Annotated in this window: 13 protein-coding genes; 9 read left to right on the top strand and 4 right to left on the bottom strand. The window is 73.6% G+C overall.

Going from position 1 to position 12,927, the window contains the following annotated elements:
• Positions 1-16: 16 nt before the first annotated feature.
• The 3 genes from RB146_06920 to RB146_06910 are packed head-to-tail and all read left to right on the top strand — an operon-like array spanning position 17 to position 2,867.
• Positions 17-1,363 (top strand): branched-chain amino acid ABC transporter permease, encoded by a 1,347-nt coding sequence (locus RB146_06920; GenBank protein MDQ7828709.1) that lies wholly within the window; start codon positions 17-19, stop codon positions 1,361-1,363.
• Positions 1,363-2,157, top strand: coding sequence for an ABC transporter ATP-binding protein (locus tag RB146_06915; protein ID MDQ7828708.1), 795 nt, complete (start codon positions 1,363-1,365; stop codon positions 2,155-2,157). Before RB146_06920 ends, RB146_06915 begins: the two co-directional genes overlap by 1 nt.
• Positions 2,157-2,867: an ABC transporter ATP-binding protein gene (locus RB146_06910; GenBank protein MDQ7828707.1), complete on the top strand. Its 711-nt coding sequence runs from the start codon at positions 2,157-2,159 to the stop codon at positions 2,865-2,867. Before RB146_06915 ends, RB146_06910 begins: the two co-directional genes overlap by 1 nt.
• Before the next feature lie 55 nt (positions 2,868-2,922).
• Here the strand turns inward: RB146_06910 and RB146_06905 are convergent, their stop codons facing one another.
• The 4 genes from RB146_06905 to RB146_06890 are packed head-to-tail and all read right to left on the bottom strand — an operon-like array spanning position 2,923 to position 6,315.
• Positions 2,923-4,782: an ATP-binding protein gene (locus tag RB146_06905; GenBank protein MDQ7828706.1), complete on the bottom strand. Its 1,860-nt coding sequence runs from the start codon at positions 4,780-4,782 to the stop codon at positions 2,923-2,925.
• On the bottom strand, positions 4,779-5,477 hold the full coding sequence (locus RB146_06900) for a response regulator transcription factor (protein ID MDQ7828705.1): 699 nt from the start codon (positions 5,475-5,477) through the stop codon (positions 4,779-4,781). Before RB146_06900 ends, RB146_06905 begins: the two co-directional genes overlap by 4 nt.
• Positions 5,478-5,497: 20 nt before the next feature.
• Positions 5,498-5,896, bottom strand: coding sequence for a DUF2231 domain-containing protein (locus RB146_06895; protein MDQ7828704.1), 399 nt, complete (start codon positions 5,894-5,896; stop codon positions 5,498-5,500).
• Positions 5,896-6,315, bottom strand: coding sequence for a hypothetical protein (locus tag RB146_06890; GenBank protein MDQ7828703.1), 420 nt, complete (start codon positions 6,313-6,315; stop codon positions 5,896-5,898). The genes RB146_06895 and RB146_06890 overlap by 1 nt, the downstream gene beginning before the upstream one ends.
• 165 nt (positions 6,316-6,480) lie before the next feature.
• Here RB146_06890 and tdh point away from each other — a divergent pair, with 165 nt between their 5' ends.
• The 6 genes from tdh (at position 6,481) to RB146_06860 (ending at position 12,869) form a co-directional block, all read left to right on the top strand.
• On the top strand, positions 6,481-7,602 hold the full coding sequence (gene tdh / locus RB146_06885) for an L-threonine 3-dehydrogenase (protein MDQ7828702.1): 1,122 nt from the start codon (positions 6,481-6,483) through the stop codon (positions 7,600-7,602).
• A gap of 3 nt (positions 7,603-7,605) precedes the next feature.
• Positions 7,606-9,204 (top strand): phosphoenolpyruvate carboxykinase, encoded by a 1,599-nt coding sequence (locus RB146_06880; protein ID MDQ7828701.1) that lies wholly within the window; start codon positions 7,606-7,608, stop codon positions 9,202-9,204.
• 182 nt (positions 9,205-9,386) lie between these two features.
• On the top strand, positions 9,387-10,583 hold the full coding sequence (locus tag RB146_06875; protein MDQ7828700.1) for a glycine C-acetyltransferase: 1,197 nt from the start codon (positions 9,387-9,389) through the stop codon (positions 10,581-10,583).
• Between the two features lie 8 nt (positions 10,584-10,591).
• A complete protein-coding gene (locus tag RB146_06870; protein MDQ7828699.1) occupies positions 10,592-11,845 on the top strand; it encodes a molybdopterin molybdotransferase MoeA in 1,254 nt (417 codons plus the stop codon).
• Positions 11,838-12,353 (top strand): cyclic pyranopterin monophosphate synthase MoaC, encoded by a 516-nt coding sequence (gene moaC / locus RB146_06865; GenBank protein MDQ7828698.1) that lies wholly within the window; start codon positions 11,838-11,840, stop codon positions 12,351-12,353. Before RB146_06870 ends, moaC begins: the two co-directional genes overlap by 8 nt.
• Before the next feature lie 3 nt (positions 12,354-12,356).
• Positions 12,357-12,869 (top strand): MogA/MoaB family molybdenum cofactor biosynthesis protein, encoded by a 513-nt coding sequence (locus RB146_06860; GenBank protein MDQ7828697.1) that lies wholly within the window; start codon positions 12,357-12,359, stop codon positions 12,867-12,869.
• Positions 12,870-12,927: the final 58 nt, after the last annotated feature.

The raw sequence follows: 12,927 nt of genomic DNA, 5'->3' as shown, positions 1-12,927 counted from the left end.
TGGGCGCGTGCCGACCATGAGGAACGAGGCCCTCTCCGCCGCCCCCACCGGGCTGCGCGCCCTCCTGCAGCGGCCGCCGCTGGCCATGGGCCTGCTCACGGGCTACATCCTGGGCACGAGCCTGCTGGTGGCCAACACGCCGCGCTCGCTGCTCTTCTTCCTGCTCTTCCTCGTCTCGCTGCTGCTCATCTTCGCCGCCGAGGTGCCGCGCTGGTTTAAGGGGGCCGCCGTGCTGGTCACTCTGGGGCTCCTGATGCCGCTGCTGGGGTTGCGCAACGGCTTCTACCTGGAGGTGGCCACGCAGGTGGGCATCTTCGTGGCCCTGGCGCTGGGCCTGAACATCGTCGTCGGGCTGGCCGGTCTCCTGGACCTGGGATATGTGGCCTTCTACGCCGTGGGGGCCTACTCCTGGGCCATCCTGGGGTCGCCACAGCTGCTGAAGACCTGGCCGGCCCTGGACGCCATCCTGCCGTTGGGCGGGTGGTGGTTCTTCGTCTTCCTCCTCCTCGCCGTCGTGCTCGCCGCGATCACGGGGGTCCTGCTGGGCCTGCCCGTCCTGCGGCTCCGCGGCGACTACCTGGCCATCGTCACGCTAGGCTTCGGCGAGGTCATCCGCGTGCTGGCCAACAACCTGGACAAGCCCATCAACCTGACCAACGGGCCCATCGGGATCACCCCCATCACCCGTCCGGCCATCGAACCGGTGATGTGGGTCCTGCGGCTGGCGGGGGTGCAGGCCTCCCCGGCAGCGGTCTACCCCGTTTACTTCTACTTCCTCGTCCTGGTAGTGGTGCTGCTGGTCATCCTGGTCACGCAGCGGTTCAAGGACTCCCACATCGGCCGGGCCTGGGAGGCCATCCGGGAGGACGAGGAGGCCGCCATCGCCATGGGCGTGCCGCTGGTGCGGATGAAGCTGCTGGCCTTCGCCGCCGGCGCCTCCTTTGCCGGGGCCATGGGCGTGATCTTCGCCTCCAAGCAGTACTTCATCAACCCCGAGTCCTTCACGTTCCTGGAGTCCATCGGGGTGCTGGCCATGGTGATCCTGGGCGGCATGGGCAGCATCCCGGGCGCCATCCTGGGCGCCACGACGGTCACCATTCTGAACCTGCAGGTGCTCAAGCAGTTCTCGCTGACGCTCAACGCCTGGAAGAACGCGGGCGTGACCATCCTGGGCTACAACCTGGCCAACCTCCCGCCGCAGCTGGAACCGGCCAAGTACGAGCGCATGGTCTTCGGGATCATCCTCATCCTGATGATGATCTTCCGCCCGCAGGGCATCATCCCGTCTCGGCGACGGCGAATGGAACTGGAGGAGGCTCAGCGGCGCGCCGCCGAGACGACCGTGGAGGCTGGAGTGGGCTGATGGGCGTCATCCTGGAGTGCCGCGGGGTGACGAAACGCTTTGGCGGCCTCGTGGCCCTCAACGAGGTGGACTTCGTCCTGGAGGAAGGCCGGATCGTCTCCATCATCGGGCCCAACGGGGCAGGGAAGACGACGCTGTTCAACGTCTTCACCGGCGTCTACCGGCCGGAAGAGGGGTCGGTCCGCTTCCGGGGCCGGGAGCTCGTGGGCCTGCGCCCGGACCAGATCACCCGGCTGGGGATGTGTCGGACGTTCCAGAACATCCGCCTCTTCGGGAACATGACGGTGCTGGAGAACATCCTGGTGGGGATGCACAGCCGGCTCCACCTCTCCACGGTGGACGTGCTCCTGCGCACGCCCCGCTTCCATCGCGTAGAGGCCCAGGCGCTGGCCCGGGCGCAGGAGCTCCTGGGGCTCGTGGGGCTGCAGGGCCGGGGGGATGAGCTGGCCAAGAACCTCCCCTACGGGGACCAGCGGCGGCTGGAGATCGGGCGGGCGTTGGCCTCCGAGCCCCGCCTGCTGCTGCTCGACGAGCCCACGGCGGGGATGAACCCGGCCGAAGCCCAGGGGCTGATGACGTTCCTCCGCACCCTGCGCCGGGAGCTGGGCCTGACCATCCTCCTCATCGAGCACAACATGCGGGTGGTGATGGGCATCTCCGAGCGGGTCACGGTGCTGGACTACGGCCAGAAGATCGCCGAAGGATCCCCCGAGCAGGTGCAGCGTGACCCCCGGGTGATCGAGGCCTACCTGGGGACGCGGCAACGGCTGGCGGAGCGGCCGGCGGTGGGCTGATGGCCTTGCTGGAGCTGCAGGACCTGCATGTCTACTACGGCCACATTCATGCCCTGAAGGGGGTCTCCCTGAGCGTGGACGCGGGCGAGATCGTCGCACTGCTCGGCAGCAACGGGGCCGGGAAGACCACGACGTTGCGGACGATCTCGGGGTTGTTGCGGCCGCGGCGGGGGCGGGTGCTGCTGGAAGGGAAAGGCATCGACTACCTGCCCCCGCACGAGATCGTCTACCGGGGCGTGGCCCACGCGCCCGAGGGGCGGCGCATCTTCGCCCGGCTGACGGTGCGGGAGAACCTGGAGATGGGCGCCTACGCTCGCGCCAACGGGGCGGCCATCCGGGAGGACATGGAACGCGTCTTCGCCCTCTTCCCGCGCCTGCGGGAGCGGATCAACCAGGTCGCCGGCACCCTCTCGGGGGGCGAGCAGCAGATGCTGGCCATTGGCCGCGCCCTGATGGCCCGGCCGCGCATCCTCCTCCTCGACGAACCCTCCATGGGGCTCGCGCCGATCCTCGTGGAGCAAATCTTCGAAACGATCCGGGACATCAACGCCCAGGGGACCACGATCCTCCTGGTGGAGCAGAACGCCTTCATGGCCCTGACCATCGCCCACCGCGGCTACGTGCTGCAGACGGGAGAGATCGTCCTGGCCGGGGAGGCCCGTGCCCTGCAGGAAAACGAGGACGTGCGCCGGGCCTACCTGGGCGGGTAGGGGGGAGTCCCGCGCCGCCGCCCCACCACGAGCCGTGCCGCCGACCGGGCGGCCGTCAGGTGGGACGCGTCCGTTGTTCCTCGGCCGCTGCCCGCTCCTCCTCCGGCACGCGGGGGAGAACGACGGTGAAGGTGGTTCCGGCGCCCTCGCGACTCTGCACGGTGATGCGGCCGCCGTGCGCCTCCACAATGTGGCGCGCGATGGCCAGCCCCAACCCGCTGCCGGTGGCGGCGCTCCGCGAGCGGTTGGCCTTGTAGAAGCGCTCGAAGATGTGGGGGAGGTCGGCGGGGGGAATGCCCTGGCCGGTGTCCCGCACCGTCAGGACGACGGTCCCGTCCTGCCGCCGCCAGGCCACCTCCACCCGACCCGGCTCCGGTGTGAACTTGATGGCGTTGTCGATCAGGTTGGTCAGCACTTGCGCCAGGCGGTCGCGGTCGCCCAGCACCGTGACCGACCCGGTGCCGGGGTGGACCTCCAGGCGCCGCGACCCGGCCAGCGGCCGCAGGCGGGTGACCGTCTCCTCCACGAGCGCGGGGAGGTCTACCGGCGCGAGTTCGAGGGCCGCCCCCCTGGCCTCCAGGCGGCTGAGGTCCATCAGGTCGTCGACCAGCTTGACCAGCCGGTTGGCCTCGGCATCAATGATCTCCAGGAAGCGCCGGGCGGTGGCCTCGTCGCGCATCGCCCCGGCCAGCAGGGTCTCGGCGAACCCCTTGATGGAGGTGAGCGGCGTGCGCAGCTCGTGAGAGACGTTGGCCGTGAGCTCGCGGCGCAGCCGCTCGCTGCGCCGCAGCTCGGTGACGTCGCGCACCACGGCCACGGCGCCCGTGACCGCCTCCGCCGTGGCCGCCTCCGCTCCCGTGCGCCCGCCGGCGGTCCCGGCCCCGGGGGACCCGCTGGCGGCCTCCCCGGTGCCGCCATCCCCCCGCCAGATGGGCGCGCAGTGGACCTCCATCACCCGGTCCTCGCGCTGCAGCTCCGTCGCGCCCACCCGCGCCGCCGTGGCCGCCTCGGCCAGCATGGCCACCAGCGGCGCGGGCAGCAGGTCGGCCGCCGCCGCACCCACCGCCGCGCCGGACGGCAGGCCCAGCAGCTCCTCGGCGGCGCGGTTCACCAGGAGCAGCCGCCCCTGGCGGTCGGTGGCGATCACCCCGTCCTGCATGCTGGTGAGGATGGCCGCCAGCGTCGTCCGCTCCGCCCGCAGCCCCTCGATGGTCTCCCGCAGGCGGGCCGCCATGGCCGAGAAGGCCCGGCCCAGCCGGCCGATCTCGTCGTCGCTGTCGATGGCCACCTGGGCGTCGAGGTCCCCCTCGCGCAGGCGCTCGGCGGCGCGGGTGAGGCGCTCGATGGGGTCGGTCAGGCTGCGGGCCAGCCGCGCCCCCACCACCCACGCCGCCCCGAGCCCCAAGAGCAGCGCCCCACCGAACGCCGGCAGCAGGCGCCGCAGCTGGCGCTGGACCCATACCGCCGGCGCGGAGACGTGGACGACCCCGGTGGGGCGGGCGCGCGGACCGATGGCCGCCGCGGCAAAGACGCGGCGCTGCCCGGTGCGCGGGTCGTCCCGTACCGCGTACGCCGGCTGGTCGGGGCGGGCCAGGGCCTGGCCGACCTCGGGGGGAGGCGGTGCCCCCGGCGGGACGGTGGGCCCGCGGCCGTGGGCGTCCAGCAGGGCGATGACCACGTCGGGGCGCCAGCGGAACTGCTGCGCCAGCGCCTCCTGCTGGTCGGGGGGGATGGCCCCGGCCCCCTCGGTGAGCATGGTGGCGATGAGGCGGGCCTGGGTGGAGACGACGTAGGCGTAGGTCTCCAGGTAGCGGCGCTGCAGGACGGCGAGCACCACTACCAGGACCAGGGCCAGCGTCACCGCCGCCAGCCCCACGTAGGTGGCGATGAGCTTGAAGCGGATGGCGCGCCTCACCGGCCGGGACGCACGGGCGCCTTGAACTTGTAGCCGACCCCGCGCACCGTCTGGATGAAGGTGGGGGCGGCGGGGTCGTCCTCGATCTTCTCCCGCAGCCGGCTGATGTGCATGTCCACCGTGCGGGTGCTGCCGAAGTAATCGTGCCCCCAGAGGTGCTCCAGGAGGAAGTCGCGGGTGAAGACGCGGTTGGGGTGGCGCATCAGCAGCGCCAGCAGGTCGAACTCCTTGGCGGTCAGCTCCACCGGGCGCCCGTGCAGGGAGACCTCCCGCGTGGCCGGGTCCAGGCGCAGCCCGTCGGCCTGCAGCGGCGCCTGCGCTCCCAGCAGCTCACGCCCGGCCCGGCGCAGGATGGCGCGCACCCGGGCCACCAGCTCGCGCGGACTGAAGGGTTTGGTGACGTAGTCGTCCGCCCCCAGCTCGAACCCGGCGATGCGGTCGAGTTCCCGCCCCCGGGCGGTGAGCATCAGGATGGGGACAGCGGAGGTGCCCCGGATCTGGCGGCACACCTCGAAGCCGTCGACCTCCGGCAGCATCAGGTCGAGGATGACGAGGTCGGGGGCGCCCTCGCCCACCTGGCGGAGGGCCTCGCGGCCGTCCCCGGCGGTGAGGACCTCGAAGCCCTCCCGCTCCAGGTTGTAGCGGACGAGCTCGACGATGTGCGGCTCGTCGTCGACGACCAGGATCCTGGCCACGCCCGGCCCCCCAGCCCGGTCTACATGACACGCCGCAGCTCGCCGCCGACGAAGCCGGCGATGCCGACCAGCACCGCCCCCAGGACGGTGAGCAGGACCGTCCAGCGGGCCCGCCCCGGACGGCGCCACCGGACCAGGAAGGCGACGAGGTAGGCGGCGGTGGCGCCGTAGGCCAGGGCCTGGTGGAGGGCGTGCTGCTGCCGCAGGGCGGTGCCCACCCCCGAGGCCTCGGCGGCGAGCAGGTCCCGCCAGCCGGAGAGCACGCTCAGGACCGCCCCCACCAGCCCCAGCCCGATCAGCCAGAAAGCCATCGCCGGGAAGAGGTCGCGCCGGCTCCGCAGGGCCACCAGGTCGAAGACCGTGGCCACGACCCACAGGGCGATGGGGAAGTGGACGACCTGCGGGTGGACGAAGACCATCACCGCAGGAGCTTCATCGCCTCCTCCAGCGTGGCCGCCACCGCTCGGGCCCCGGCCTGCCCGGTGGCCACGTCGATCCGCCCCGTCACCAGGTCGACGGCGAGCTCGTTGGCGTGGCGGGCGAGCAGCACCGCGCCGGGCTTGTCCCGGGCGTCAGTGAGGAAGCCGTTGCCCATCCCCTGGCAGGGATGGCCCGCGGCCGCCTTGAAGTTGCGCCCGCCGCTGCCCTCCAGGCAGTTGACGACGTGCTGCAGGTGGGTCTGGATCCCCGAGAGCGCCGCCGCCCCCGCGGCCAGCTCCTTGGAGTGCTGGATGGCGGTGCGCAGCTGGGCCTCCGCGCCCCCGCCTGCCGGGGCGCCCCCGGTGTGGTAATCTGCGGAGGCGGCGGGAACGAGCCACAGGAGGCCTGCGACGGCCACCAGAAGCATCACGATACGCATCTTGACACCCCTTTCCCGGGCCCCCATAGTGCAGTTGGCGCCCGTAGCATTAGCATCCTGCCGCCGCGTCGCGTGTCCGTCACGAGGAGGTAACGGCCGCGTAACACCCCGCCGGCCTACGCCGCGGCCTGGGGGAGGGTGCCCGTGATCCGCTCCGCGGCACGTCCCACGATGCCGCTGCAGCCGGAGCCGCGCGCCGGGACCACCGTCTCCGCTGCCCTGCCCACGAGCATGCGCGCCCTGGTCAAGGAAGCCCCCGAGCCCGGGCTGGCTCTGCGCACGGTCCCGGTCCCTCCGGTCGGCCCGGGGGAGGTACTGGTACGGGTGGCGGCCGGGGGAATCTGCGGGACCGACCTGCACATCTACACCTGGGACGCCTGGGCGGCGGGGCGGCTGCGCCCCCCGGTCATCGTCGGGCACGAGTTCTGCGGCACGGTCGTCGCCACGGGGGAAGGGGTGACGTCCCCGGCCGTGGGCGACTTCATCGCCGGAGAGTCCCACCTGGCCTGCGGCGCCTGCCGGGAGTGCCGGGGCGGGAGGGAGCACATCTGCGAGCGCCTCCAGGTGCTGGGGGTGGACCGGGACGGGGCTTTCGCCGAGTACGTGGTCCTGCCCGCCCGGAACGCCTGGCGGCTCGACCCGCAGCGCGTGCCGGTGGAGGTGGCGGCGGTGATGGACCCGCTGGGAAACGCCGTGCATAGCGCGCTGGCGGCGGATCCCGTGGGGCGCGCCGTGGCGGTAATCGGGTGCGGGCCGATCGGCCTCATGGCCATCGCCGTGTTGCGCCTGGCCGGTGCCGCCCTTGTGGCGGCCTCCGACGTCCGACCGGAGCGGCGGGCGCTGGCCCGGCAGCTGGGGGCCGATCTGGTGCTGGACCCGGCGGCCGACGACGTCCCCGCACGGCTGCGCGCCGCCACAGGCGGCCACGGCGTCGACATCGTCCTGGAGATGTCGGGACACCCGGCCGGGCTGCGCGACGGCCTGCACGCTCTGCGGCCGGGCGGGTTCGTCGCCCTCCTGGGCCTGCCCGCCGGCCCCGTGGAAGTCGACCTGGCCAGGGACGTCATCGCCAAGGCGGCACGGCTGCACGGCATCTACGGGCGCCGGATCTGGGAGACGTGGGAGCAGGCCACCGCCCTGCTGGCCCGCGGCCTGGAGATCCGCCCGGTGGTCACCCACCGCCTGCCGCTGGCGCGCTTCGCCGAGGCCTTCGCCCTCCTGGCCGAGGGGCGCGCCGGCAAGGTGATCCTGACCGTGGAGGGATAGGGAATGGAGACGCTGGGCGCCCGCCGCAGCGCCTACGGGCTGGAGCGGCACGGCATCCGCAACGCCAACGTCTACTGGAACCTCACCACCCCGCTGCTCTACGAGGAGGCGATTCGCCGCCGCGAGGGGCGGCTGGCCCAGGGGGGCCCGCTGGTGGTGCGCACCGGCCACCACACCGGCCGCTCCCCCAACGACCGCTTCATCGTCCGCGAGCCCACCAGCGAGGCGCACATCTGGTGGGGGAAGGTGAACCGGCCGCTGGAGGTGGCGCACTTCGACAGCCTGCACCGGCGCATGCGGGCCTACCTGGAGGGGCGGGATCTCTTCGTCCAGGACTGCTTCGTCGGGGCCGACGCCGAGTACCGCCTGCCCATCCGCGTGATCAGCGAGAGCGCCTGGCACGCCCTCTTCGCCCGGACCATGTTCATCCGCCCGCAGCCGGAGGAGCTCCCCGGGCACGTGCCGGCCTTCACCGTCCTCCACGCCCCGCGCTGCCACGCCGTCCCCGAGGAGGACGGGACGCGCTCGGAGGTCTTCATCGTGATGAACTTCCAGGAGCGCCTCGTCCTCATCGGCGGGACCGAGTACGCGGGCGAGATCAAGAAGTCCATCTTCAGCGTGCTCAACTACCTGCTGCCGCGCCAGGGGGTCCTCTCCATGCACTGCTCGGCCAACGAGGGCCCGGCGGGTGACGTGGCCATCTTCTTCGGCCTGTCCGGCACCGGCAAGACCACGCTCTCCGCGGACCCGGAGCGGCGGCTGATTGGCGACGACGAGCACGGCTGGAGCGAGCGCGGCGTCTTCAACTTCGAAGGCGGCGTCTACGCCAAGGTCATCCACCTCTCCGCCGAGGCGGAGCCGCAGATCTACGCGGCCACCCACAGCTTCGGGACGATCCTGGAGAACGTCGGGTACGACAGCCTCACCGGGGCCGTGGACCTGGACGACGACTCGCTCACGGAGAACACCCGCGCCGCCTTCCCGCTCGGGCACATCCCCGGAGCGAAGCTCGACGGGGTGGGCGGCCACCCCCGGACCATCGTCATGCTCACCGCCGACGCCTTCGGCGTGCTCCCCCCCATCGCCCGGCTCGCCCCGGCCCAGGCGATGTACCACTTCCTCTCGGGGTACACGGCCAAGGTGGCGGGGACGGAGAAGGGGGTGACCGAGCCGGAGGCCACCTTCAGCACCTGCTTCGGGGCGCCCTTCATGGTGCTCTCGCCCACGGTCTACGCGACCATGCTCGGCGAGCGCATGGTCCGGCACCGCGCTACCGCCTGGCTGGTGAACACGGGGTGGACCGGCGGCCCCTACGGGCAGGGGCGGCGCATACCCATCGCCTACACGCGGGCGATGGTGCGGGCAGCCCTCACCGGGGCCCTCGAGGGCGTGGCGTTCCGGACCGACCCGGTCTTCGGGCTGGCGGTGCCGCAGACGTGCCCGGGGGTCCCGCCGGAGGTACTCGACCCCCGCAGCACCTGGCCGGACCCGGAGGCCTACGACCACCAGGCGCGGCGCCTGGCGGGGATGTTCCGGGAGAACTTCGCCGCCTTCCGCGACCAGGTCCCGGCGGAGGTGGCCGCGGCCGGGCCCGAGCTGTAGCCCTTCGACCCGATCGGGCACGTCCCGGGCCGGTCGGGGCGTACGTGCCCGGGTTCACCAGGCAGCCCTTGACCGCGTGCGCCAGGTCCGAGAGCCTCGTGAGGGGGCGACCCCTGCGGCGCCTGAGACCCCCGGGGGGCGTGCGGTGCCCGCGTCGCACACCGGCAGGAGGCGATGACACCATGGCCACCCAGGTGACCAATCCGCTGGCCTTCCTCGACGACGAGCTGGAGGCGCTGCGCCGCCAGGGGCTCTTCCGCTGGCCGCGCGTGCTCAGCGGCCCGCAGGAGCCGGTGGCGACCTACGACGGGCGCCAGGTCATCAACCTCTGCTCCAACAACTACCTGGCCCTGGCCAACCACCCCCGCCTGAAGGCGGCGGCGGTGCGGGCCGTGGAGGCGCTGGGGGTGGGGCCCGGCGCGGTGCGCACCATCGCCGGCAACCTGGAGATCCACCGCCTCCTGGAGGCGGAACTGGCCGCCTTCAAGCACACCGAGGCCACCCTGCTCTACCAGTCGGGCTTCACCGCCAACGCCGGCACGGTGGCGGCCCTGCTGGGCCGGGAGGACGTCATCGTCAGCGACGAGCTGAACCACGCCAGCATCATCGACGGCGCGCGCCTGAGCGGCGCCACCAAGAAGATCTACCCGCACGGGGACGTGGAGGCGGCGCGCCGGCTGCTGGCCGAGTCCCGCGGCGCCCGGCGCGTGCTCCTCATCACCGACGGCGTCTTCAGCATGGACGGGGACATCGCCCCGCTGCCGGCGCTGGTGGAGGCCGCCGAGGCCCACGGGGCCATCATGATGGTCGACGACGCCCACGCCAGCGGCGTCGTCGGGCGGCAGGGGCGCGGCACGGTCGACCACTTCGGGCTGCACGGCCGGGTGCACATCCAGGTGGGGACGCTCTCCAAGGCCTTTGGCGGGCTGGGCGGCTACGTCGCGGGGAGCCGGGCGCTCATCGACTTCCTCGTGCACCGGGCGCGGCCGCTGCTCTTCTCCACGTCGCATCCGCCGGCGGTGGCGGCGGCGGCGCTGGAGGCGGTGCGCTACGTCCAGGAGCCGGAGGGGGAGGAGCGCATCGCCCGCCTGTGGGAGCACACGCGCCTCTTCAAAGAGGGGCTGCGCCAGCTGGGCTTCGACACCGGGCGCAGCGAGACGCCGATCACGCCCATCCTCGTGGGCGAGGAAACCCTGGCGATGCGCCTCTCCGACCGCCTCTTCGAGCTGGGGGTCTTCGCGCTGGGGATCGCCTACCCCACGGTGCCGCGGGGCAAGGCCCGCGTGCGCACCATCGTGACGGCAGGGCACACGCCCGAGCTGCTGCGCCGCGCGCTGGACGCCTTCGAGCGGGCGGGGCGGGAGCTCGGGTTGATCTGAGCCGCGGCATGCGCGTCTTCACCCGGCTCCTCACGCCCGACGACGCCCGGGCGCGCTACCGGGCGCAGTGGCACCCGAGGCCCACCCCGGCGGAGACGGTGCCGCTCACCTCGGCCCTGGGGCGCGTCCTGGCCGACGACGTAACCGCTGCCGAGGACCTCCCGCCGTTCGACCGGTCGACCGTGGACGGCTACGCGCTGCGCACGGACACCGTCGCCGCGGCAGCGCCGCTCCCGGCGGGCGACGCAGCCTCTGGTGGAGGCGTCCGGCTGCGCCTCGTCGGCGCGGTGCGCATGGGCGAGGCGGCGGCTGTCCCGGTGGGCGTGGGTGAGGCCGTCCAGGTCCCCACCGGGGGGATGCTCCCGCCGGGGGCCGACGCGGTGGTGATGCAGGAGGAGGTGGTGCGCGAGGGCGACCTCCTGGTGCTCTCGCGCCTCCCCGCCCCCGGGGAGAACGTCCTGCGCCGCGGCGCCGACGTGCGCGCGGGCCAGGTGGTGCTCCCCGCCGGCCGTCGCCTCCGTCCCGCCGACCTGGGCATCCTGGCCGGTCTTGGAATCACCCGGGTGGCGGTACGCCGGCCCCCGCGCGTGGCCATCTTCTCCAGCGGCGACGAGGTGGTGCCGCCCGAGGCGGTGCCGGCTCCAGGGCAGGTGCGCGACATGAACGCCCCGACCCTCGCCGCGCTCGTGCGCGAGGCCGGCGGCGAGCCCGCAGTCGAGGAGATCCTGCCCGACGACCGCCCGGTGGTCGAGGCCCGCCTGCGCCAGGCCGTGGCCGCCTGTGACCTGGTGCTGGTCTCGGGGGGGAGCTCGGTGGGTGAGCGAGACGTGGTCGTGGACGCCATCGCGGCGCTGGGCCCGCCCGGCATCGTGGTGCACGGGATCGCCATCAAGCCCGGCAAGCCCACGGTGCTGGCCCTGGCCGGCGCCACGCCGGTGGTGGGGCTGCCCGGCAACCCGGTCTCGGCGATGGTGATCTTCGCCCGTTTCGTCCGGCCGCTGCTGGCCGCGCTGCTCGGGACGGCGGAGGAGCCGGCGCGCTACACCACCGCCCGTCTGGCCCGCACCCTGCGCGCGCCGGCCGAGCGGGAGGAGCACGTGCGGGTGCGGCTGGAGGTGCGGGGAGGGGAACACTGGGCCGTGCCGCTGCCGGCGGCCTCGGGGGTGCTCACCTCGATGGTCCGCGCAGACGGCTTCGTCGTCCTGCCCCCTGGCCGGGAGGCGGCGGAGGGGTCGGTTGTGGAGGTGGAGCTCCTTGGCTAAGGCGCGGGCGAAGGGCGGCGCGGCCCCGCGTCTCAGCCACGTCGACGGGACGGGTCGGGCGCGCATGGTGGACGTGGCCGCCAAACCCGAGACCCGGCGCGAGGCGGTGGCGCGCGGCGAGGTGGTGATGCAGCCCGCCACGCTGCAGCTCATCGCGGCCGGGGGCGTAGCCAAGGGTGACGTCCTGACGCTGGCCGAGACCGCCGGGGTGATGGCGGCCAAGCGCACCGACGAGTGGATTCCCCTCGCCCACACTCTGCCGCTCACCGAGGTGCGGGTGACCTGCCGCCCCGCGCCGCCGGACCGCGTGGCCATCGAGGCGGTGGCGCGCACGGTCGGGCGCACCGGCGTGGAGATGGAGGCGCTCGTGGCCGTGGCGGCCGCGGCGTTGACCGTCTACGACATGTGCAAGGCGGCGGACCGGGGGATGACCATCGACCGCATCCGGCTAGTGCGCAAGCGCGGCGGCCGCAGCGGCGACTACCGGCGACCGGGGGAGGCGGGATAGGCCGTGGCCGGCCTGGCCGGGCGGCGCGTCGCCGTCCTCACCGTGAGCGACACAGTGGCCGCCGGGCGCGGGCCGGATACCAGCGGCGACCGCATCATGGCGTGGGCCACGCACCACGGCGCCGAGGTAGTGGCGCGCGAGGCGGTGGCGGACGACCGGGCGGCGGTGGCCGCGCGCCTGCGCCACCTGGCCGACGAGGTGGGCGCCGCCCTCGTGCTGACGACCGGGGGGAGCGGCGTGGCGCCGCGCGACGTCACCCCGGAGGCGACGCTCGACGTCGTCGAGCGCCTGGTCCCCGGACTGCCCGAGTGGGCCCGCGCCCGCACCGCCGCCGCGACCCCGCTGGCCGTCCTCTCCCGCGGCGTGGCTGGCGTGCGGGGGCGCACCCTCATCGTGAACCTCCCGGGGAGCCCGCGCGGCGTGGAGGAGTGGCTCGCGGTCCTGGAAGGAGTCCTGCCCCACGCCCTCGACCTGCTGGCCGGGGAGGGCCCGCCGTGGGGCCGCCCCCACGCCTGAACCCAGGCCGCGCGCGACAGGTGCGCCGTGGCGGCGTGATCGGCGGGTATAGACGCCT

It is taken from the genome of Armatimonadota bacterium, assembly GCA_031081585.1.
GTDB lineage: Bacteria > Sysuimicrobiota > Sysuimicrobiia > Sysuimicrobiales > Humicultoraceae > Geohabitans > Geohabitans tengchongensis.
Note: the sequence above shows the minus strand (reverse complement) of the source record. Positions and strands in the feature narration are given on the sequence as shown.

Bases quoted from the DNA above. Each gene is read 5' to 3' on its own strand.
- RB146_06910 (MDQ7828707.1), top strand. From the start codon at position 2,157: ATGGCCTTGCTGGAGCTGCAGGACCTGCATGTCTACTACGGCCACATT.
- RB146_06880 (MDQ7828701.1), top strand. From the start codon at position 7,606: ATGGAGACGCTGGGCGCCCGCCGCAGCGCCTACGGGCTGGAGCGGCAC.
- RB146_06875 (MDQ7828700.1), top strand. From the start codon at position 9,387: ATGGCCACCCAGGTGACCAATCCGCTGGCCTTCCTCGACGACGAGCTG.
- RB146_06870 (MDQ7828699.1), top strand. From the start codon at position 10,592: ATGCGCGTCTTCACCCGGCTCCTCACGCCCGACGACGCCCGGGCGCGC.
- RB146_06915 (MDQ7828708.1), top strand. From the start codon at position 1,363: ATGGGCGTCATCCTGGAGTGCCGCGGGGTGACGAAACGCTTTGGCGGC.
- RB146_06920 (MDQ7828709.1), top strand. From the start codon at position 17: ATGAGGAACGAGGCCCTCTCCGCCGCCCCCACCGGGCTGCGCGCCCTC.
- RB146_06895 (MDQ7828704.1), bottom strand. From the start codon at position 5,896: ATGGTCTTCGTCCACCCGCAGGTCGTCCACTTCCCCATCGCCCTGTGG.